The 20,731-nt window shown below is 65.6% G+C and carries 18 protein-coding genes; 11 read left to right on the top strand and 7 right to left on the bottom strand.

The genetic code is table 11. The features are described 5' to 3' along the window. The 3 genes from lspA (at position 1) to dut (ending at position 2,282) form a co-directional block, all read left to right on the top strand. Positions 1-501: a signal peptidase II gene (gene lspA, locus U4Z64_RS14850; protein WP_044845589.1), complete on the top strand. Its 501-nt coding sequence runs from the start codon at positions 1-3 to the stop codon at positions 499-501. A gap of 67 nt (positions 502-568) precedes the next feature. Further along, positions 569-1,780 (top strand): bifunctional phosphopantothenoylcysteine decarboxylase/phosphopantothenate--cysteine ligase CoaBC, encoded by a 1,212-nt coding sequence (gene coaBC / locus U4Z64_RS14845; protein WP_321820336.1) that lies wholly within the window; start codon positions 569-571, stop codon positions 1,778-1,780. A gap of 55 nt (positions 1,781-1,835) precedes the next feature. Then, positions 1,836-2,282, top strand: a complete 447-nt coding sequence (gene dut / locus U4Z64_RS14840; RefSeq protein WP_124486989.1) for a dUTP diphosphatase — start codon at positions 1,836-1,838, stop codon at positions 2,280-2,282. Between the two features lie 63 nt (positions 2,283-2,345). Here the strand turns inward: dut and U4Z64_RS14835 are convergent, their stop codons facing one another. The 4 genes from U4Z64_RS14835 to clpS all read right to left on the bottom strand — a co-directional run bounded on the left by U4Z64_RS14835 (position 2,346) and on the right by clpS (position 7,362). Then, entirely contained in the window at positions 2,346-3,116 is a 771-nt protein-coding gene (locus tag U4Z64_RS14835; RefSeq protein WP_321820335.1) for a hypothetical protein, read from the bottom strand. 151 nt (positions 3,117-3,267) lie between these two features. Beyond that, positions 3,268-4,647 carry an amino acid permease gene (locus U4Z64_RS14830; protein ID WP_321820334.1) on the bottom strand — a complete coding sequence of 460 codons (1,380 nt, stop codon included), beginning with the start codon at positions 4,645-4,647 and terminating at the stop codon, positions 3,268-3,270. 103 nt (positions 4,648-4,750) lie between these two features. Continuing rightward, positions 4,751-7,051 carry an ATP-dependent Clp protease ATP-binding subunit ClpA gene (gene clpA, locus U4Z64_RS14825; protein WP_044845584.1) on the bottom strand — a complete coding sequence of 767 codons (2,301 nt, stop codon included), beginning with the start codon at positions 7,049-7,051 and terminating at the stop codon, positions 4,751-4,753. Beyond that, positions 7,048-7,362 carry an ATP-dependent Clp protease adapter ClpS gene (clpS, locus tag U4Z64_RS14820; RefSeq protein ID WP_006398529.1) on the bottom strand — a complete coding sequence of 105 codons (315 nt, stop codon included), beginning with the start codon at positions 7,360-7,362 and terminating at the stop codon, positions 7,048-7,050. Before clpS ends, clpA begins: the two co-directional genes overlap by 4 nt. 289 nt (positions 7,363-7,651) lie before the next feature. Between clpS and U4Z64_RS14815 the strand changes: the two genes are divergently transcribed. Then, positions 7,652-7,852 (top strand): hypothetical protein, encoded by a 201-nt coding sequence (locus U4Z64_RS14815; RefSeq protein WP_185641051.1) that lies wholly within the window; start codon positions 7,652-7,654, stop codon positions 7,850-7,852. Between the two features lie 56 nt (positions 7,853-7,908). Continuing rightward, positions 7,909-8,112, top strand: coding sequence for a cold-shock protein (locus U4Z64_RS14810; RefSeq protein WP_004196460.1), 204 nt, complete (start codon positions 7,909-7,911; stop codon positions 8,110-8,112). A gap of 178 nt (positions 8,113-8,290) precedes the next feature. Here the strand turns inward: U4Z64_RS14810 and U4Z64_RS14805 are convergent, their stop codons facing one another. Further along, on the bottom strand, positions 8,291-9,889 hold the full coding sequence (locus U4Z64_RS14805) for a multicopper oxidase family protein (protein ID WP_321820333.1): 1,599 nt from the start codon (positions 9,887-9,889) through the stop codon (positions 8,291-8,293). 693 nt (positions 9,890-10,582) lie between these two features. On the opposite strand from U4Z64_RS14805, the gene U4Z64_RS14800 reads away from it, so the two are divergent. Beyond that, positions 10,583-10,807: a hypothetical protein gene (locus U4Z64_RS14800; RefSeq protein WP_044845583.1), complete on the top strand. Its 225-nt coding sequence runs from the start codon at positions 10,583-10,585 to the stop codon at positions 10,805-10,807. A 129-nt stretch (positions 10,808-10,936) separates the two neighbouring features. On the opposite strand, the gene U4Z64_RS14795 is transcribed toward U4Z64_RS14800, so the two are convergent. Next, the gene (locus tag U4Z64_RS14795; RefSeq protein ID WP_044845582.1) at positions 10,937-13,165 is read right to left on the bottom strand and encodes an NADP-dependent isocitrate dehydrogenase; all 2,229 of its coding nucleotides are present in this window, start codon (positions 13,163-13,165) and stop codon (positions 10,937-10,939) included. A 279-nt stretch (positions 13,166-13,444) separates the two neighbouring features. Beyond that, complete coding sequence (gene icd, locus U4Z64_RS14790; protein WP_044845581.1) at positions 13,445-14,701, bottom strand: NADP-dependent isocitrate dehydrogenase; 1,257 nt, start codon at positions 14,699-14,701, stop codon at positions 13,445-13,447. A gap of 275 nt (positions 14,702-14,976) precedes the next feature. Here icd and U4Z64_RS14785 point away from each other — a divergent pair, with 275 nt between their 5' ends. From U4Z64_RS14785 to U4Z64_RS14765, 5 genes are all read left to right on the top strand, one after another. Continuing rightward, a complete protein-coding gene (locus U4Z64_RS14785) occupies positions 14,977-15,555 on the top strand; it encodes a pseudouridine synthase (protein WP_321820332.1) in 579 nt (192 codons plus the stop codon). 289 nt (positions 15,556-15,844) lie between these two features. Continuing rightward, positions 15,845-16,057, top strand: a complete 213-nt coding sequence (locus U4Z64_RS14780; RefSeq protein ID WP_072465376.1) for a hypothetical protein — start codon at positions 15,845-15,847, stop codon at positions 16,055-16,057. Between the two features lie 160 nt (positions 16,058-16,217). Next, entirely contained in the window at positions 16,218-16,718 is a 501-nt protein-coding gene (locus U4Z64_RS14775; RefSeq protein WP_044845579.1) for a DUF192 domain-containing protein, read from the top strand. A 223-nt stretch (positions 16,719-16,941) separates the two neighbouring features. Continuing rightward, the gene (fusA, locus tag U4Z64_RS14770) at positions 16,942-19,053 is read left to right on the top strand and encodes an elongation factor G (protein ID WP_044845578.1); all 2,112 of its coding nucleotides are present in this window, start codon (positions 16,942-16,944) and stop codon (positions 19,051-19,053) included. Positions 19,054-19,230: 177 nt separating this feature from the next. Next, a complete protein-coding gene (locus U4Z64_RS14765; protein WP_321820331.1) occupies positions 19,231-20,247 on the top strand; it encodes a HoxN/HupN/NixA family nickel/cobalt transporter in 1,017 nt (338 codons plus the stop codon). Positions 20,248-20,731: the final 484 nt, after the last annotated feature.

The following is a 20,731-nucleotide window of genomic DNA, read 5'->3' as shown; positions in this document are numbered from 1 at the left end:
ATGGCGAAAACCCTGTCGAAACCGGCCAGCGGCGCGCTCGCGCCCTGGCTCGGCATTTCGCTGATCGTGATCCTGTTCGACCAGCTGTCGAAGATCGCGATCCTGAAAACGTTCGCGTACGGCGCGCAGCATGCGCTGACGTCGTTCTTCAACCTCGTGCTGGTGTACAACCGCGGCGCCGCGTTCGGCTTCCTGTCGACCGCGAGCGGCTGGCAGCGCTGGGCGTTCACCGCGCTCGGCGTCGGCGCGACGCTCGTGATCTGCTTCCTGCTGAAGCGCCACGGCCACCAGCGGCTGTTCAGCGTGTCGCTCGCGCTGATCCTTGGCGGCGCGCTCGGCAACGTGATCGACCGGCTGATCTACGGCCACGTGATCGACTTTCTCGATTTCCACCTCGGCGACTGGCACTTCCCGGCGTTCAACCTCGCCGATTCCGCGATCACGATCGGCGCGGTGCTGCTGATCTACGACGAACTGCGTCGCGTGCGCGGCTCGCGCTGAGCGCGCATACTCGGTGGCGACGGCCGGCTTCGCGCCGGCCGTTCCGTTTGACCCTTGGAGGCCTGAGTTGGCACACGCAGAACTCGCAGGAAAACACCTCGTTCTCGGCCTGACGGGCGGCATCGCCTGCTACAAGATCGCCGAGCTCACCCGGCTGCTGACGAAGGCAGGCGCGACCGTACAGGTCGCGATGACCGAAGCCGCCGCGCAGTTCATCACGCCCGTCACGATGCAGGCGCTGTCTGGCCGGCCCGTCTACATGAGCCAGTGGGACGCGCGCATCGGCAACAACATGGCGCACATCGACCTGTCGCGCGAAGCCGACGCGATCGTGATCGCGCCCGCGTCGACGGATTTCCTCGCGAAGCTCGCGCACGGGTTCGCGGACGACCTGCTGTCGACGCTGTGCGTCGCGCGCGACTGTCCGCTGCTCGTCGTGCCCGCGATGAACCGCCAGATGTGGCAGAACCCGGCCACGCAACGCAATGCCGCGCAATTGCGCGCCGACGGCGTGTCGGTGCTCGGCCCCGATTCGGGCGCGCAGGCGTGCGGCGAAGTCGGCGACGGCCGCATGCTCGAGCCCGAGGCGATCTATGAGGCGATCGTCGCGCACTTCGCGCCGAAGGTGCTCGCGCACCGCCGCGTGCTGATCACGGCCGGCCCGACGTTCGAGCCGCTCGATCCGGTGCGCGGGCTCACGAACCGCTCGAGCGGCAAGATGGGCTTCGCGCTCGCGCGCGCCGCGCAGCAGGCCGGCGCCGACGTGCATCTCGTCGCGGGGCCGGTCGCGCTCGACACGCCGTGGGGCGTGTACCGCCAGGACGTGCAGACCGCGCAGCAGATGTACGACGCGGTGATGCAGGCGGTAGCCGACGCCGACATCTTCATCGCGGTGGCCGCGGTCGCCGACTGGCGCGTCGATCAGCCGGCCGAGCACAAGATGAAGAAGACGGCCGACCGCAAGATGCCGGCGCTCGCGTTCGTCGAGAATCCCGACATCCTCGCGTCGGTCGCCGCGCTGCCCGATCCGCCGTATTGCGTCGGGTTCGCGGCCGAAAGCGGCGACCTCGACGTGCACGGCGACGAGAAGCGCAAGCGCAAGAACGTACCGCTCCTGGTCGGCAACCTCGGCCCGCTGACGTTCGGCCGCGACGACAACGAAGTCGTGCTGTTCGAGGCAGCCGGCCTCACGCGCCTGCCGCGCGCGCCGAAGGACGAACTCGCGCACGTGCTCGTCGCGGAAATCGCGAAGCGCCTGCCGGACAACCGCCTGATCTGATTACCCGCGCGGCGGCCCGCGCCGCCGCGCCCTTCCCGACCGATTCGACGACCGCATGAAACTCGACCTGAAGATTCTCGACGCGCGCATGCGCGACTACCTGCCCGCCTACGCGACCACCGGCAGCGCGGGCCTCGACCTGCGCGCGTGTCTCGACGCGCCCGTCACGCTGCAGCCGGGCGAAACGACGCTGGTGCCGACGGGCCTCGCGATCCATCTCGAAGACCCCGGCTACGCAGCGCTGATCCTGCCGCGCTCGGGCCTTGGCCACAAGCACGGGATCGTGCTCGGCAACCTGGTCGGCCTGATCGACTCCGACTACCAGGGCCAGCTGATGGTGTCGACGTGGAATCGCGGCCAGACGGAGTTCGTGCTGAACCCCTTCGAGCGGCTCGCGCAGCTCGTGATCGTGCCGGTCGTGCAGGCGCAGTTCAACATCGTCGACGACTTCGCGCAAAGCGATCGCGGCGAAGGCGGCTTCGGCAGCACCGGCCGTCACTGAACGGCGCAACGCAAAAAGGGGCCTCGCGGCCCCTTTTCTTTTTCCGACTCAGTGCGACTGCGTTCACCGCTCGGCCGTCTGCGCGATCCGCGCGGGTACGAGTTCGCGGCGCCGCGCCTGCGCGATGCTCGCGTAGATCACCAGCGCGACCAGCACGCCGAGCAGCACCGCCGACGAGCCGACCGTGCCGAGCGCGAGTCCACCCTTGGCGACCGGTTTCGTCAGCAGGTCGCCGACCGTCGCCCCGAACGGACGCGTGAGCACGAACGCCGCCCAGAACAGCAGCACGCCGGAAATGCGCGTGAAGTAGTGCGCGAGCACGATCGCCGCGAGCAGCCCGCCGATCAGCAGCGCGCCGCCGCCGAAGCCGAGGCCCGAGCTGTCCGCGAGGAAATCGCCGAGCGCGGTGCCGAGCGTGTTCGAGAACAGGATCGCGATCCAGTACAGCAGTTCGACCTTGCGCGTGCGGATCAGGTCGACCGACAGCGATTCGCCGCTCAGGCGCCACACCGTGAAGATCGCCAGCAGGATCGCGACGAGAATCGACGAGCCGGCCGCGTAGCCGAGGCCGAGCGTGCGGTCCATGAAGTCGGACATCGTCGTGCCCGCCGTGCTCGTCGCGACGATCACGGCCCAGTAGATCGCCGGGCGATATTGCGTCGTCCTGAGCTGCGCGCCGAGCGTGACGAGAAAGAAACCGAACAGCAGGATCGAGCTCACCGCATAGCCGACGTTCAGCGTCATCGACAGCAGGTCGCCGCCGGTTTCGCCGAGCGTCGTCGCGCAGATCTTCATGATCCAGAACGCGAGCGTGACTTTGGGAAGTTTGTTCATTCGAACCCCTTTTACAGATGGCGCCGGGCTGGCGTGCGCCGGCCCGGATCGCGGACAGGTTCGAATGTAATCGCCGCCGGCTTAACGGAACCTTAGCGCGGCGGGCGTTGCGATGCCGCGCGGGCTGCAGCCCGCGGCGGGAACGCACGCGTCAGCGCGCGTGCTGGTGCCGATAGTGCAGCGCGTACGCGAGCGTCAGCAGCACGACGAACACGACGCCGACCACCATCGTCATCCGGAATTCGCGCGTAAACGCCGTCGTCAGCAGGATCGCGCCGACGAGCCCGGCACCGAGCAGGCTGCCGAACGGGTGCCCCCACATCCGGAACGCGAGCGCCGGCCCGCTGTACCGCGCGCGAAAGCGCAGGTGCGTGACGAAGATCATCATCCACGTGAACAGCGCGCCGAACATCGCGATCGCCATCATCACTGTAAACGCGGTGTCGGGCGACAGCGCGACCAGCACGGCCGCGACCGCGACGCCGCTGGTCGAGATCCACAGCGCCGCGCGCGGCACGCCGTTGCCGCCGAGCCGGCCGAACACCGCCGGCGCGAGCCGCGCGCGCGACAGGCTGAACATCATCCGCGTCGTCACGTAGAGCTGGCTGTTCATCGCCGACAGCGCCGCGATCAGCAGCACGAAGTTGATCACGCCGGCCGCGTACGGCACGTGCGTCGCGGCCATCACCTTCACGAACGGGCTTTCGTCGGTGCCGGCCTGGGTCCACGGCACGATCGCGAGCATCAGCGACAGCGTCAGCAGGTAGAACAGCACGAGCCGGAACACCGTCGAGCGGAACGCGCGCGTGACCGCGTGCTGCGGATCGCGCGCCTCGCCGGCCGCGATCGCGACCGCCTCGATGCTCATGTAGCTGAAGATCGCGACGATCACCGCGACCCAGGTGCCCCACGGCCCTTTCGGCATGAAGCCGTCGTGCGCGGTGTAGTTCGCGAAGCCGATGCCGGAAGCCGCCGGCGCCGACCACACGAGATACGCGCCGAGCACGATGAACACGACGATCGCCGCGATCTTCAGCAGCGAGAATGCGTATTCGACCGAGCCGTACAGCGTGACGCTCGCCAGGTTCACCGCGATCAGCAGCGCGGAGAAGCCGATCACCCAATACCAGCCGGGCACGGCCGGAAACCAGTACTTCATGAAGACGGCGATCGCGCTGATCTCGGTGCCGATCGCGAACACCACCGCGAACCAGTACGCATAGCGCACGAGAAAGCCCGCGAGCGGGCCGACGTAGTGCTCGGCATACGCGCCGAACGAGCCGGCCGTCGGATGCGCGACCGTCATTTCCGCGAGCGCGCCCATCAGCAGCAGCGCGATCAGCGCGCCGATCGCGTACGAAACCAGCACGCTGGGGCCGGCGAGCCCGATCGCGAACCCGCTGCCGAGGAACAGCCCCGTGCCGATCGCGCCGCCGATCGCGATCATCGCCATCTGCCCGGACGTCAGCGCATGGCGCAAGCCTTGTTCGCGCGCGACGATGTTGTCGAACGATCGTTGTTGTTGTGTCACTGCGTTACCACTCCCCTGCACCGCCATCGCGCCACCGGCGCCAGATAAAACGAAACGGCGCGGAGAACTTCCCGCGCCGTTCGCATGAACCACGAATTATCGCTTATTCGACTTCGACCGCCTCTTCGTTCGGCTTGTGCGGCGGATTCGCCAGCTTGTCGAACGACAACTGCACCTTGTCGTTTTCGTCCACGTCGACCGTCACATGGCCGCCATTGACGAGCTTGCCGAACAGCAGTTCGTCGGCCAGCGCGCGACGGATCGTGTCCTGGATCAGCCGCTGCATCGGCCGCGCGCCCATCAGCGGGTCGAAGCCGTGCTTCGCGAGATGCTTGCGCAACGCGTCGGTGAAGAGCGCGTCGACCTTCTTCTCGTGCAGCTGCTCCTCGAGCTGGATCAGGAACTTGTCGACCACGCGCATGATGATTTCCTCATCGAGCGAGCGGAAGCTGATGATCGCGTCCAGACGGTTGCGGAACTCCGGCGTGAACAGGCGCTTGATGTCGGTCATCTCGTCGCCCGTTTCGCGGCGCGTCGTGAAGCCGATCGTCGCCTTCTGCATCGACTCGGCGCCCGCGTTCGTCGTCATGATGATGATGACGTTGCGGAAATCCGCCTTGCGGCCGTTGTTGTCCGTCAGCGTGCCGTGGTCCATCACCTGCAGCAGCACGTTGAAGATGTCCGGATGCGCCTTCTCGATCTCGTCGAGCAGCAGCACGCAGTGCGGCTTCTTCGTGACGGCTTCGGTCAGCAAGCCGCCCTGGTCGAACCCGACGTAGCCCGGCGGCGCGCCGATCAGCCGGCTCACCGCGTGACGCTCCATGTATTCCGACATGTCGAAGCGGATCAGCTCGATGCCGAGCGTGAACGCGAGCTGGCGCGCCACTTCGGTCTTGCCGACGCCGGTCGGGCCGGAGAACAGGAACGCGCCGATCGGCTTGTCCATCTTGCCGAGGCCCGCACGCGCCATCTTGATCGACGCGGCAAGCGCGTCGATCGCCGGATCCTGGCCGAACACGACGCTCTTCAGGTCGCGGTCGAGCGTCTGCAGCTTGCTGCGATCGTCCTGCGACACGCTCTGCGCCGGCACGCGCGCGATCTTCGAGATGATTTCCTCGATCTCGCTCTTGCCGATCGTCTTCTTCTGCTTCGACTTCGGCAGGATGCGCTGCGCGGCACCCGCTTCGTCGATCACGTCGATCGCCTTGTCCGGCAGGTGACGGTCGGTGATGAAGCGCGCCGACAGTTCGGCCGCGGCCGACAGCGCGCCCGACGAATACTTGACGCCGTGATGCTCCTCGAAGCGCGACTTCAGCCCGCGCAGGATCGCGACCGTCTGCTCGACGGTCGGCTCCGTCACGTCGACCTTCTGGAAGCGCCGCGACAGCGCCGCGTCCTTCTCGAAGATGCCGCGATACTCGGTGAACGTGGTCGCGCCGATGCACTTGAGCGTGCCCGACGACAGCGCCGGCTTCAGCAGGTTCGACGCGTCGAGCGTGCCGCCCGATGCGGCGCCCGCGCCGATCAGCGTGTGGATTTCGTCGATGAACAGGATCGCGTGCGGCCGTTCCTTCAGTTCCTTCAGCACCGTCTTCAGACGCTGCTCGAAGTCGCCGCGATACTTGGTGCCCGCCAGCAGCGCGCCCATGTCGAGCGAATACACCTGCGCGTTCGCGAGGATGTCCGGCACTTCGCCGCGCGTGATGCGATAGGCGAGCCCTTCCGCGATCGCGGTCTTGCCGACGCCGGCCTCGCCGACGAGCAGCGGATTGTTCTTGCGGCGGCGGCACAGCACCTGCACGACGCGCTCGACCTCGGGCTCGCGGCCGATCAGCGGATCGATGCGGCCGTCCTTCGCCATCTGGTTCAGGTTCTGCGTGAACTGCGCGAGCGGGGTTTCCTTCTGCGCGTTCGCGTCTTCGCTTTCCGCGTTCGCGTCGGACGACTTCGCGGCTTCGCCGCCGTTCGTCTTCGCGATGCCGTGCGAAATGAAGTTCACGACGTCCAGGCGCGTGACGCCCTGCTGCTGCAGGTAGTAGACCGCGTGCGAATCCTTCTCGCCGAAGATCGCGACCAGCACGTTCGCGCCGGTCACTTCCTTCTTGCCGTTCGACGTCGACTGGACGTGCATGATCGCGCGCTGGATCACGCGCTGGAAACCGAGCGTCGGCTGGGTATCGACATCGTCGGTGCCCGGGACGGTAGGTGTGTTGTCGTGGATGAAATTGCGCAGGTTCTGACGCAAGTCCTCGATGTTGGCCGCACACGCGCGCAACACCTCGGCTGCCGTCGGATTATCCAGCAGGGCCAGCAGCAGATGCTCGACCGTAATGAACTCATGGCGCGCCTGGCGTGCTTCCATGAACGCCATGTGCAGGCTGACTTCCAATTCCTGGGCAATCATGCTTCCTCCATCACGCACTGCAGCGGATGCCCGGCCTGCCGCGCATGGGTAACGACTTGCTCAACCTTGGTCGACGCGATGTCCCGCGTATAGACCCCACAAACCCCTCGCCCTTCGCGATGGACCTTCAGCATGATCTGCGTGGCCGTCTCGCGATCCTTCTTGAAATACTCCTGTACGACCATCACGACGAACTCCATCGGCGTGAAGTCGTCGTTCAGCAGCACCACCTTGTACATCGAAGGCGGCTTGAGCTTCTGCTGCTTGCGTTCCAGGACGGTGCTGTCCTGCTTGTCCGGGATAATCGCCATACACCCATTCTAAACAACTCGGACAGGCCCGCAATCCTGCCGTTACCCGACCGACCGGCCGGTGCCCTCCCTGGTTCCCGACGACCCGCGATCGTCTTCGCACCATACGAAAGCCGGCTGCGGTGCCGGCTTTCACGCGTGGCGCGGAACACGAACCGTCAGGGGGAAACTGCACCGGACGTCGCATCCGCGTCCAGTATCCCACAAGCCGGGACGACTCGATCGCGTGTCACTCGAGCCTGGTATATGAGCCGATTATGCGTCTTTTCAAGTCCGCGCGCTCGACGGGATGCTGCAAAGCAAAGCCGGAAAAACCCTGAAAATGGGTTCTTTACAACGTCCCTCTAAACGTCTAAAAATTCCCCTTGACACTCAAATAAAGAGCGCCAACAATCAAGCTGGCACTTTTTTCAACTCGCCGGTTGGCGAAATGAAAGAGGCCGAAGGTGAGCTTGTGAGGGGGGAACGGCTGTATTTTCCGGTCGTTTAGCTTTTCGAGCGTGCTCGTGGTAAGTAGCAGCGACTGTGTGACAGGGGAAGTAGGAAATGGCAACTGGTATCGTTAAGTGGTTCAACGACGCGAAGGGCTTCGGTTTCATCACTCCCGACGAGGGCGGTGAAGATCTGTTTGCGCACTTCTCGGCCATCAACATGCAGGGCTTCAAGACCCTGAAGGAAGGCCAGAAGGTGAGCTTCGAGGTCGTTCAAGGGCCGAAGGGCAAGCAAGCGTCGAACATCCAGGCCGCGTAAGGCACCGGATATCAGACGAAGAAACCCGGCATTGCGCCGGGTTTCTTTTTTTTCAGGCCGGCCACTCGTTAATTCGATTGGCCGGCCTTTTCGTTCAATCCCGATAATCGAACACGTATTGTCTTGTCGCACGCGCAGATCGAATGCCGTCATGTGCGTGAAACATATTCGATATCCGTTACACGACCTTCAGCGTGCCCATCATGCCGAGATCCTCGTGTTCGAGAATGTGGCAATGAAACATGCGCTCGCCGGGCATGTCTTGCGTGACGAGTAGCGTCACGGTCTCGCCGCTGCGCACGTTGACGGTATCGCGCCATGCGCGGAACGGTTCGCTCGTGCGCGTGCCGTCCGACGCGCGCTCGATCACCTGGAATTGCGTGCCATGCAAGTGGAACGGGTGATCCATGTCGGTGGCGTTGCGCAGGGTCCAGCGCTCGACGTCGCCGCGGCGGCTGGTCAGCGTCGCGCGATGCGGCGCGTAGGTCGCACCGTTGATCATGAAGCGCATGCCCGCCGGGCGGCCGCGTGCCGGCCCTTTCATCATCGCGTCCATGTCCATCTTTTCGCCGAACTCGATCGTCTTCTGCGCGACCGGCTCGCCGAGCGCGGGCACCCTGCGCAGCGTCGCGGGCAGCGCGCGCGCCGCTGCAGGCGCGAACGCGACATCGGCGAGCGTCAGCGCCGGATCCGGCGGCAGGCTGCCGTGGCCGCCGTCGTGCGACATTGCCATCTTGCGGCGGTCGTACTCGGCCGCCTGCAGCACCGCGCGTGACGCGCGGTCGCCGGCGCGCACCAGCAGTTCCGCACGCTCGCCCGGCGCGAGCAGCAGCGACGTCACGCGGCGCGGCGCGTCGAACAACCCGCCGTCGGTGCCGACCTGCTCGAACGCGCGACCGTCGTCGAATGCGACGCGCAAGTAGCGTGCGCTGCATGCGTTCCACACGCGCCAGCGCTCGTCGCTCGCGACGTCGATCCGCGGCCGGCGCGCCCCATTGACCAGCACGAACTGGCCTTCGCGGCCGTTCATCCAGTCCATCATGTCGTTCGGCGGGATCGTGCCGTCGCGCGCGAGCTTCAGGTCGGATACGAACAGGTTGCGCTCGGGCCAGCCGGCGAGCGGGTCGTCGACGGCGCGCACGATGAAGGGCCCCGCAAGCCCGCGGAATACCTGTTCAGCCGTCATCATGTGCGGATGGGGGTGATACCAGTAGGTGCCGGCGCTGCCCTTCGGCAGCGTGAAGCGGTACACATGCGACGCGCCCGGCGCAACCGGATCGGACGGATTGCCGTCCTGGTCGGGCGGCACCGGTAGCCCGTGCCAGTGGATCGTCGACGGTTGCGGCAGTTTGTTCACGAAGCGGATCTCGACCGTGTCGCCCTCGCGCACGTCGATCAGCGGGCCGACAACGGGCCCTTGCGTGTCCGTGCCGAACTGCCAGAACGTCGTCGGACGCGCACCGTGCAGCATCGGACGCGCGACCGGCTGCGCGACCAGCGTCGCGCGGAACGTGCCGGGTTCGCGGCTTTCGTTTGCCAGGATGCGCAGCGACGCGAGCGGCGTGCCGGCCGGCAGCGCATCGGCCGCGGCGAGCGCGGCCGGCGCCGGCTTCGCGTGCTGCGCGTGGTCCGCCATTCCCGACATGCCCGGCATGTCGTCCATCTGATCCATGCCGGCCATGCCCGCGTGACCGGCATGCTGCGCCCATGCGGCGCGCGCAAACAGCGAAGCGGCCGCGACACCGATGGCGTGCGACAGGAAGGTTCTCCGTATCATCAATCGTTCCTCGTTATTCGTGCTGCATCGCGCGGCCGTCTCGACCTGCGCGCGTGCCGGCACGGGGAAGCGCCCGTGCGACGCGCAATCCGATGCCCGCGTCATCATAACCGCAGCACTCGGTCGAAACGCCGCGACACCGCGCGAGCGTCGATACGCCGCACGACGCGGCCGGCCCGACGATTCGCGCGCCGCGCGGGCCGCGTTTTCGCTCATCGAATGACGGCCGCGGGCCCCGCTGCCCTCGCGCCGGCCGGGCCGATCGACGCCTTGCATCCCCCCGGTTTGGTCACGCCCGATCGAAGGCATTTGCTACCGCTGCGCATCGCGTCGTCGACGCGTCGCGCGCCCTCTTTGCCTGAACCCCTCGATTTTTCACGATGTGGAACAAGTCTCTGCTTTATAAAAATTCGTGGTGCACGGCACAAATTCGCTGTTTCGCGATGCCAAAAATCATTCCGCAATACAAAACACACGAAATATCACATTGTTTTAAAAGGAGAATTTTTGTTTCGAGAAAGCGTTCTACGCGCACCATCGAGCGCGCTCGCGGACGTAGACTTTGTTCCATGCACTGACGCTTCGCCACGACGTTCGATACGGAACCCGGCGCAAGCAGCCAGTCGGGCCACAGCCGGACGCGCCGGCGGGCGGCACACCAGAATCGCTTGTGATCAGAAAGGGAGAACGGAAATGAAGGGATTTCGCTTTGGTTCAGCGCTCGGGTCGTTCTACATCCTGCCGGCAAACGGCGGCTGGGAAGCGACGTTCGGCAACGCCTCGCTCGGCGCGTTCTCGTGCCCGGAAGTGGCAGCCGACCACATCTCCCGCGGCGACTGCGAACAGCCGTCCGAACTGGATACGGCCACGCTCGAAGTGCCGCACGAAATCGCCGAATGGGAAATCGTTCACGTCTGAATGGCACGCCTGCAACGAAAAACGCCCCGGGCGACCGGGGCGTTTTCATTGTCGGCGGGACGGCGAGCCGCCAGGCCCGCCATGTCGGCTGCCGCCGTTGCCAGGGCGCGCGCGGTAGCGCGGCCGGCGTCAGGCGACTGCGTCGACGATGCCGTTCAGCGTTGCACTCGGGCGCATCGCCTGGCTCGTCAGCTCGACGCTCGGACGGTAGTAGCCGCCGATCGCCTGTGCCTTGCCCTGCGCGGCCGACAGTTCTTCCAGGATGCGCGCTTCGCTGTCGGACAGCGACTTCGCGACGCCTTCGAACTGCGCCTTCAGCGCGGCGTCCTCGGTCTGCTCGGCCAGCGCCTGCGCCCAGTACAGGCACAGGTAGAAGTGGCTGCCGCGGTTGTCGAGGCCGCCGACCTTGCGCGCCGGCGACTTGTTCTCGTCCAGGAACTTGCCGGTCGCCTGGTCGAGCGTCTTCGCGAGCACGAGCGCCTTCGGGTTCTGATAAGCGTTGCCGAGGTGTTCGAGCGACGCGGCCAGCGCGAGGAATTCGCCGAGCGAATCCCAGCGCAGGAAGCCTTCCTCGACGAACTGCTGCACGTGCTTCGGTGCCGAGCCGCCCGCGCCCGTCTCGAACATCCCGCCGCCGGCCATCAGCGGCACGATCGACAGCATCTTCGCGCTGGTGCCGAGTTCCATGATCGGGAACAGGTCAGTCAGGTAGTCGCGCAGCACGTTACCCGTGACCGAGATCGTGTCCTTGCCCGCGCGGATGCGCTCGAGCGAGAAACGCGTCGCGTCCACCGGCGTCATGATGCGGATGTCGAGGCCGTTCGTATCGTGATCCTTCAGGTAGCGTTCGACCTTCGCGATGATCTGCGCGTCGTGCGCACGTGCCGGATCGAGCCAGAACACGGCCGGCGCGCCGGTCGCGCGGGCGCGGTTGACCGCGAGCTTGACCCAGTCCTGCACCGGTGCGTCCTTGGTCTGGCACATGCGCCAGACGTCGCCCGACTCGACCGCGTGCTCGAGCAGCACGTTGCCGGCTTCGTCGGTGACGCGCACGACGCCGTCGGCCGGGATCAGGAACGTCTTGTCGTGCGAACCGTATTCCTCGGCCGCCTGCGCCATCAGGCCGACGTTCGGCACGCTGCCCATCGTGACCGGGTCGAATGCGCCATGCTGCTTGCAGTCCTCGATCACGGCCTGGTAGACGCCCGCGTAGCAGCGGTCCGGAATCACGGCCTTCGCGTCGTACAGTTCACCGTCCGGGCCCCACATGCAGCCCGACTCGCGGATCATCGCCGGCATCGATGCGTCGACGATCACGTCGCTCGGCACGTGCAGGTTCGTGATGCCCTTGTCCGAGTTGACCATCGCGAGGCGCGGACGCACCGCGTACTCGGCCTTGACGTCGGCTTCGATCGCTTCGCGCGTGTCGGCCGGCAGGTCCTTCAGGCGCGCGTACAGGTCGCCGATCCCGTTGTTCGGGTTGAAACCGGCCTGCGCCAGCACGTCCGCGTGCTTCGCGAGCGCGTCGCGGTAGAACACCGACACGAAGTGACCGAACAGGATCGGGTCCGAGACCTTCATCATGGTCGCCTTCAGGTGCACCGAGAACAGCACGTCCTGCGCCTTCGCGTCGGCGATCTGCGCTTCGATGAAGCTGCGCAGCGCCTTGCGGCTCATCACCGAGGCGTCGATGACTTCACCGGCCTTCACGGCCGTCTTTTCCTTCAGCACCTTCTTCACGCCGTCGGCCGTCGTGAGTTCGATCTTCACGCTGCCGGCATCGGCGATCAGCGCCGACTTCTCGCTGCCGTAGAAGTCGCCTTCGGTCATGTGCGCGACGTGCGCCTTCGACGTGGCCTTCCATGCGCCCATCTTGTGCGGGTGCTTGCGTGCGTAGTTCTTGACCGACAGCGGCGCGCGACGGTCGGAGTTGCCTTCGCGCAGCACCGGGTTCACCGCGCTGCCCTTGATCTTGTCGTAGCGGGCCTTGACGGCCTTCTCTTCGTCGCTCGACGGCTCTTCCGGGTAGGCCGGCAGCTTGTAGCCCTGCGCCTGCAGTTCGGCGATCGCGGCCTTGAGCTGCGGCACCGATGCGCTGATGTTCGGCAGCTTGATGATGTTCGCTTCCGGCTTCAGCGTGAGCTGGCCCAGTTCGGCCAGATCGTCGGAACCCTTCTGCTCCGGCGGCAGGACGTCGGCGAATGCCGCGATGATGCGGCCGGCGAGCGAGATGTCGCGCGTTTCGACGGCGACGCCCGACGAGCGCGTGAAGGCCTTGACGATCGGCAGCAGCGAATAGGTCGCGAGCGCGGGCGCTTCGTCGGTGAGGGTGTAGATGATCTTGGGCGAAGTGGACATGGTCGATGCGTTGCTACGTGAAAATTTGGGACTGAGGAGCGCCGGCGGTAACCGGCGGGGAGCGACCGGGTCGATCGCGAAAGGGGTGTGCCGGCTAGCCGGGCGGTGGTGTTGCGAGGGCCGTCATGTTCTACCTTGCAGGGCACCCGGGCCGCATCGCGGCGCCGCGGCCCGCATGCCGGACCGCCCTGCCAACAAACCTGCCGTTCATGAAACGCCCCGGCGCCGGCAGTAGGCGCCGGGGCGGCCGGCGGTCCGCCGGCCTGCCCCGGAAGGGACTTACATGTTCTCGATCAGCACTTCGCCGAAGCCGGAGCACGACACCTGCGTCGCGCCTTCCATCAGACGCGCGAAGTCGTACGTGACGCGCTTCTGCAGGATCGACTTCTCCATCGCGGCGATGATCGTGTCGGCCGCTTCCGTCCAGCCGAGGTGGCGCAGCATCATTTCCGCCGACAGGATCTCGGAACCGGGGTTCACGTAATCCTTGCCCGCGTACTTCGGCGCCGTGCCGTGGGTCGCCTCGAACATCGCGACCGAATCCGACAGGTTCGCGCCCGGCGCGATCCCGATGCCGCCGACCTGCGCGGCCAGTGCGTCGGAGATGTAGTCGCCGTTCAGGTTCAGCGTCGCGATCACGTCGTATTCGGCCGGACGCAGCAGGATCTGCTGCAGGAACGCGTCGGCGATCGAATCCTTGATGACGATCTCGTTGCCCGTCTTCGGGTTCTTCACGCGCATCCACGGGCCGCCGTCGATCAGCTCGCCGCCGAACTCCTTCTGCGCGAGCGCATAGCCGGCGTCACGGAACAGGCCTTCCGTGAACTTCATGATGTTGCCCTTGTGCACCAGCGTGACCGACTTGCGATCGTTGTCGATCGCGTACTGGATCGCCTTGCGCACGAGACGCTCGGTGCCTTCGGTCGACACGGGCTTGACGCCGATCCCCGAGGTTTCCGGGAAGCGGATCTTCTTCACGCCCATCTCTTCCTGCAGGAACTTGATGACCTTCTTCGCCTGCTCGGAGCCCGCGGCCCATTCGATGCCCGCGTAGATGTCTTCCGAGTTCTCGCGGAAGATCACCATGTCGATCTTTTGCGGCTCGCGCACCGGCGACGGCACACCCTTGAAATACTGGACCGGGCGCAGGCAGACGTAGAGGTCGAGTTCCTGGCGCAGCGCGACGTTCAGCGAACGGATGCCGCCGCCGACCGGCGTCGTGAGCGGCCCCTTGATCGACACCACGTATTCCTTCAGCACCTGCAGCGTTTCGTCCGGCAGCCACACGTCCGGACCGTACACCTTGGTCGCCTTCTCGCCCGCGAAGATCTCCATCCAGTGAATCTTGCGCTTGCCCTTGTAGGCATGCGCGACCGCCGCGTCGACGACCTTGATCATGACCGGCGTGATATCGAAGCCCGTACCGTCGCCTTCGATGTAGGGAATGATCGGCTGATCGGAAACGTTGAGCGAGAAGTCCTTGTTGACGGTGATCTTGTCACCGCCCTCCGGAACCTTGATGTGCTGATACGGCATGATCGACTCCAGTGACGTGGCTGAGCAGGTGATGCTGGTCGAAACTGCGCGCGCGGCGAGGTGGCCTTGCCACCTTCGTGACGGCAACAGCGAGCCGCTATTCTAGCGCCCCAACCGGGGCCGGCGGCACGAAGCGCGACGCTGCGTATCAAGTCTTCCCTTATGTCTTATATAAGACAGAGGACTTGCCGTTCCGTATTATGCATTAAGATTCCGCCATTTGCCATAGACCGCCCGTCCCGCCGCCCCGCGGCACGCCGGGCGGGCGCCCCGCCATGACCCTGATCGCCCTCAACAAGCCGTTCGGCACGATTTGCCAGTTTTCCGCGCACGAGACGCGGCCGTCGCTCGGCGACTGGGTAACCACGCCCGGCGTCTACCCGGCCGGCCGGCTCGACGCGGACAGCGAGGGTCTGCTGCTGCTCACCGACGACGGCGCGCTGCAGGCGCGCATCGCCGAGCCGCGCCACAAGCTCGTCAAGCGCTACTGGGCGCAGGTCGACGGCGCGCCGGGACCGGCCGACCTGAAGGCACTCGCGCGCGGCGTCGATCTCGGCGACTACGTGACGCGCCCGTGCCGCGCCGAATTCATCGAACCGCCCGAGGCGCTGTGGCCGCGCAACCCGCCGATCCGCTATCGCGCCGCGATCCCGACCACGTGGATCGAACTCGCGATCACCGAAGGCAAGAACCGGCAGGTGCGCCGGATGACGGCCGCGATCGGCTTCCCGACATTGCGTCTCGTGCGTGTCGGCATCGGTGCGCTCGACATATTCGCGCTCGGCATTGCACCGGGCGAAACAATCGCACTGCCGCCGCGCGCCCCGTGGGACGGTTTCGCGCGCGCCGAATGACGAATTCGCGACGGGCGAATTTTTCGTCATCTTTTTCGTCAACCGCCGGCGAAGATCGTGCGTTAAACCACGCAGATGCCAACCTTAGCTATCCGGCATTGGCAGCCGAACCGGTATTTCCGTGTTTGCGTCACGAAAGCGACGTTTTCTTCGAATACGATTCGGCGCCCGCAGCGCAAAGAGAAATTTCTCGAAGCGTCTGTCAACCGAAAGGTGGATGGCACCGTTAGACGACATGACTCCTATTGCCGGGTCATTTGGTTAATTAACTAAAGCTGAGGAACACAACATGAACAAACTGATCGCCGCTCTGGTCGCTGGCCTCTTCGCAACGGCAGCATTCGCACAAGCTTCGGCTCCGGAAGCTGCTTCGGCTGCTGCTCCGGCAGCTGCTTCGGCACCGGCAAAGCACGCTGCCAAGAAGCACCACGCAAAGAAGAAGCACCACGCAGCTAAGAAGGCAGCTAGCGAAGCCGAAGCACCGGCAGCTGCTTCGAACTAAGCAAGCTGTTTGTAATAACGCAGTCAAGAACACGCAGTCTTGCCGTTCTTACGGCGTTGAAAGGCAGATCACCGCGAGGCGATCTGCCTTTTTCTTTTTTGTGCCCGCCGGCGCGCTTCGCGTACCATGCGGTTCTCGTTTTCCCGATAGGAGCCCTGCTGTGCGATTCTCCCTGCGCCCGTCGCTCGGCCGCCTTGCGCGCGCCGCCGTGTTTCCCGCCGCGCTCGCCGTCCTCGCACTCGGCATGCAGACCGCCCACGCCCAGATGCCGCCCGGCGCCAAGCAGCCGGGCGAGTTCCCGCGCGTGAAGCTGCGCGCCGGCATGTACGTGATCGACGCGGCCGTCGCCGCGAACGACGCCGATCGCGAACAGGGGCTGATGTACCGGTCGCAGCTCGCGCCGAACGAAGGCATGCTGTTCGTGTTCAACGAGAACGCCGTGCACTGCTTCTGGATGAAGAACACGCTGATCCCGCTGTCGATCGCGTTCGTCCGCGCGGACGGCACGATCACCGACATCGACGAGATGAAGGCCGAGACGACCGACAACCACTGCCCGCGCAACAACGGTGTCTATGCGCTCGAAATGAGCAAGGGCTGGTTCGCGGCGAAAGGCATCAAGCCGGGCATGAAGCTCGACGGGCTGCCCAAGGCCCAGTAATCGCCATCGCCGCGGCACCGCCGCGCATCGACCGCAGCCGGCCGCCCTGCTTGTTGGGCGCCGGCTTTTTTTTCGCCGGCCGGCGGCCGCGGCCGCCTTGATACGGCGCACCTTGCCCGCATCTGCAAAAGCCACGGACAAGCGCTATGCTTTAAATCTCGCTTGTTTCAGCCCGGGCCGGCGCCGCCGTCCCGCTTACGATCCGAACCACCAGGAGGTTCACGTGCCCCGCAAAACCCCCATCGAGCGCTATCGCAATATCGGGATCAGCGCTCACATCGATGCCGGCAAGACCACGACGACCGAGCGCATCCTGTTTTACACCGGCGTGAGCCACAAGATCGGTGAAGTGCACGACGGCGCGGCCACGATGGACTGGATGGAGCAGGAGCAGGAACGCGGCATCACGATCACGTCGGCTGCGACCACGGCCTTCTGGAAAGGCATGGCCGGCAACTACCCCGAACACCGGATCAACATCATCGACACGCCCGGGCACGTCGACTTCACGATCGAGGTCGAGCGCTCGATGCGCGTGCTCGACGGCGCGTGCATGGTCTACGACTCGGTCGGCGGCGTGCAGCCGCAGTCCGAAACCGTATGGCGCCAGGCGAACAAGTACAAGGTGCCGCGCATCGCGTTCGTCAACAAGATGGACCGCATCGGCGCGGACTTCTTCCGCGTGCAGCGCCAGATCGGCGAGCGCCTGAAGGGCGTCGCCGTGCCGATCCAGATTCCGATCGGCGCGGAAGATCATTTCCAGGGCGTCGTCGATCTCGTGAAGATGAAGGCGATCGTCTGGGACGACGAAAGCCAGGGCGTGAAGTTCACGTACGAAGACATCCCCGCGAATCTCGTCGAGCTCGCGCACGAATGGCGCGAGAAGATGGTCGAGGCCGCCGCGGAAGCCAGCGAGGAACTGCTCGAGAAGTACCTGCACGACCATGAATCGCTGACCGAGGACGAGATCAAGGCCGCGCTGCGCCAGCGCACGATCGCCAACGAGATCGTGCCGATGCTGTGCGGCAGCGCGTTCAAGAACAAGGGCGTGCAGGCGATGCTCGACGCGGTGATCGACTACCTGCCGTCGCCGGTCGACGTGCCGGCGATTCTCGGTCACGACTTCCACGATCCGGAGAAGCCGGCCGAACGTCACCCGAGCGACGACGAGCCGTTCTCGTCGCTCGCGTTCAAGATCATGACCGATCCGTTCGTCGGCCAGCTGATCTTCTTCCGCGTGTATTCGGGCGTCGTCGAATCGGGCGACACGGTGCTGAACGCGACGAAGGACAAGAAGGAGCGGCTCGGCCGGATCCTGCAGATGCACGCGAACGAGCGCAAGGAAATCAAGGAAGTGCGCGCGGGCGACATCGCAGCGGCAGTGGGCCTGAAGGAAGCGACGACGGGCGACACGCTGTGCGATCCGGCCAAGCCGATCATCCTCGAGAAGATGGAATTCCCGGAGCCGGTGATCTCGCAGGCCGTCGAGCCGAAGACGAAGGCCGACCAGGAGAAGATGGGCCTCGCGCTGAACCGTCTCGCGCAGGAAGATCCGTCGTTCCGCGTGCAGACCGACGAGGAATCCGGCCAGACGATCATTTCGGGGATGGGCGAGCTGCACCTCGAAATCCTGGTCGACCGGATGAAGCGCGAGTTCGGCGTCGAGGCGACGGTCGGCAAGCCGCAGGTCGCGTATCGCGAAACGGTGCGCACGACGGCATCCGATGTCGAGGGCAAGTTCGTCAAGCAGTCGGGCGGGCGCGGCCAGTACGGGCACGCGGTGATCACGCTGGAGCCGAACCCCGGCAAGGGCTACGAGTTCCTCGACGAGATCAAGGGCGGCGTGATTCCGCGCGAATTCATCCCGGCCGTCGACAAGGGCATCACCGAGACGCTGAAGAGCGGCGTGCTCGCGGGCTACCCGGTGGTCGATGTGAAGGTGCACCTGACGTTCGGCTCGTACCACGACGTCGACTCGAACGAAAACGCGTTCCGGATGGCCGGCTCGATGGCGTTCAAGGAAGCGATGCGCAAGGCCAAGCCGGTGCTGCTCGAGCCGATGATGGCCGTCGAGGTCGAGACGCCCGAGGACTTCATGGGCAACGTGATGGGCGACCTGTCGAGCCGGCGCGGCATCGTGCAGGGGATGGAAGACATCGCGGGCGGCGGCGGCAAGCTGGTGCGCGCCGAGGTGCCGCTCGCGGAGATGTTCGGCTATTCGACGTCGCTGCGCTCGGCGACGCAAGGCCGTGCGACGTACACGATGGAGTTCAAGCACTACGCGGAAACGCCGGCGAACGTGTCGGAAGCCGTGATCAACGCGAAAGTGAAGTAAGCGCGGCGCGCCTGCGCACTGGTGCGCGGCAAGCACGAGCCCGTCCGGTTCCGGACGGGCTTTTTTTCGTCCGTCGAACGCAGCGATGCGACCGGCCGGCGACGTTTTTGATCGGCACGCCAGGCATTTTTTTCGCATGCCACAATGCATCGCGATTCGTCCGACGGAACCCTGCCGATGCCACGCCCCCCTGCCCTGCGCCGCCTGCTGATGCTGTATGCCGGCCTGATCGCCGCGAACGTCGCCGTCTGGCTGTGGGCACTCGCGGTGCTGCGCGACCATCCGCTGCTGCTCGGCACCGCGGCGATCGCGTACGGGCTCGGCCTGCGTCATGCGGTCGACGCCGATCACATCGCCGCGATCGACGTCGCGACGCGCAAGCTGATGCAGGACGGCCGGCGTCCGGTGACGGTCGGCCTGTTCTTCTCGCTCGGCCACTCGACGATCGTGATCGCCGCGACGCTCGGCATCGCGCTGAGCGCGTTCGCGCTGCGCGACCGCTTCGACGCATTCCGCGAGATCGGCGGCACGATCGGCACGGCCGTGTCGGCCACCTTCCTGCTCGTGCTCGCGTGCATCAACCTGGTGATCCTGCGCGACGTGTGGCGGCGCTATCGCGGCGCGCCCGATCAGGCGCACGACGCCTCGCATGCACATCCTCCGGCCGGCCTCGTCGGTCGGCTGCTGCGTCCGCTGTTCCGCTTCGTGTCGAAGAGCTGGCACATGTATCCGGCCGGGGTGCTGTTCGGCCTGGGTTTCGATACTGCAACCGAAATCGCGCTGCTCGCGATCGCGGCCGCACAGGCGAGCCACGCGCTGCCGCTCTATACGGTCATGCTGTTTCCCGCGCTGTTCGCCGCCGGCATGACGCTGATCGACTCGACCGACAATGTCCTGATGATTCATGCGTACGGATGGGCGATGGACGACCCGCGGCGCAAGCTGCTCTACAACGCGAGCATCACGCTGCTGTCGGCGGCCGTCGCGCTGGCCATCGGCGGGATCGAGGCCGCCGGCCTGCTCGCCGACAAGCTGTCGTTGACGGGCCCCGTACGCGATGCGCTCGATGCACTCGGGGAACGCTTCGGCGCGATCGGTTACGGCATCGTCGCACTCTTTCTCGTCGCCTGGATCGCGTCGATCCTCTGCCATCGCTGGCCGCGCGCTGCCGACACGACGGCGCGCCAGACGTAGTCAGACGTTTCAGTTCGGAAACAAAAAGCTCACGACGACGTATCGCACGCTGTCGCGCACTACGTGCGCGCCTTGCGCCGCGGGCATAGCCGGCCGGTGGCACGAATCTCGCAGTTAGGGATTCGCACGGCGGGCCCGCGTGCCGACTCGTGCTCGCGGCTGGCCTCTGGCGCCGGCCGGACACACGTCGGCCGCCGAAACGACACTGCATCGTTGCTGGTCCCCTGCTCCACACGTTGATGAACGCGCGTGTCGAGGCATCGCGCGCATCGGGAGGCCAATGATGAGCAGAACGAAACAACTGTCCCGCACGACGGGACGGTGCTATCGCATGACCCTGCTGGCCGCAGCCGCGATTGCGTGCTGCTGCTCGTATGCCGTCGCGCAGGACACGACAACCGTCGTTCCTGTGACCGTGCTGCCGGGTGACGGCACTTCCACCACCCCATCCGCCCAGATCGAGCAGAACGCGGCGCCTGACGCC

Origin of the sequence: Burkholderia sp. BCC1996 (assembly GCF_905339955.1) — a bacterium.
GTDB lineage: Bacteria > Pseudomonadota > Gammaproteobacteria > Burkholderiales > Burkholderiaceae > Burkholderia.
This window is presented reverse-complemented; position numbering and strand designations above follow the sequence as displayed.

Bases quoted from the DNA above. Each gene is read 5' to 3' on its own strand.
- lspA (WP_044845589.1), top strand. From the start codon at position 1: ATGGCGAAAACCCTGTCGAAACCGGCCAGCGGCGCGCTCGCGCCCTGG.
- dut (WP_124486989.1), top strand. From the start codon at position 1,836: ATGAAACTCGACCTGAAGATTCTCGACGCGCGCATGCGCGACTACCTG.
- U4Z64_RS14835 (WP_321820335.1), bottom strand. From the start codon at position 3,116: ATGAACAAACTTCCCAAAGTCACGCTCGCGTTCTGGATCATGAAGATC.
- clpA (WP_044845584.1), bottom strand. From the start codon at position 7,051: ATGATTGCCCAGGAATTGGAAGTCAGCCTGCACATGGCGTTCATGGAA.
- clpS (WP_006398529.1), bottom strand. From the start codon at position 7,362: ATGGCGATTATCCCGGACAAGCAGGACAGCACCGTCCTGGAACGCAAG.
- U4Z64_RS14815 (WP_185641051.1), top strand. From the start codon at position 7,652: ATGCTGCAAAGCAAAGCCGGAAAAACCCTGAAAATGGGTTCTTTACAA.
- U4Z64_RS14810 (WP_004196460.1), top strand. From the start codon at position 7,909: ATGGCAACTGGTATCGTTAAGTGGTTCAACGACGCGAAGGGCTTCGGT.
- U4Z64_RS14805 (WP_321820333.1), bottom strand. From the start codon at position 9,889: ATGATACGGAGAACCTTCCTGTCGCACGCCATCGGTGTCGCGGCCGCT.
- U4Z64_RS14800 (WP_044845583.1), top strand. From the start codon at position 10,583: ATGAAGGGATTTCGCTTTGGTTCAGCGCTCGGGTCGTTCTACATCCTG.
- U4Z64_RS14795 (WP_044845582.1), bottom strand. From the start codon at position 13,165: ATGTCCACTTCGCCCAAGATCATCTACACCCTCACCGACGAAGCGCCC.
- icd (WP_044845581.1), bottom strand. From the start codon at position 14,701: ATGCCGTATCAGCACATCAAGGTTCCGGAGGGCGGTGACAAGATCACC.
- U4Z64_RS14785 (WP_321820332.1), top strand. From the start codon at position 14,977: ATGACCCTGATCGCCCTCAACAAGCCGTTCGGCACGATTTGCCAGTTT.
- U4Z64_RS14780 (WP_072465376.1), top strand. From the start codon at position 15,845: ATGAACAAACTGATCGCCGCTCTGGTCGCTGGCCTCTTCGCAACGGCA.
- U4Z64_RS14765 (WP_321820331.1), top strand. From the start codon at position 19,231: ATGCCACGCCCCCCTGCCCTGCGCCGCCTGCTGATGCTGTATGCCGGC.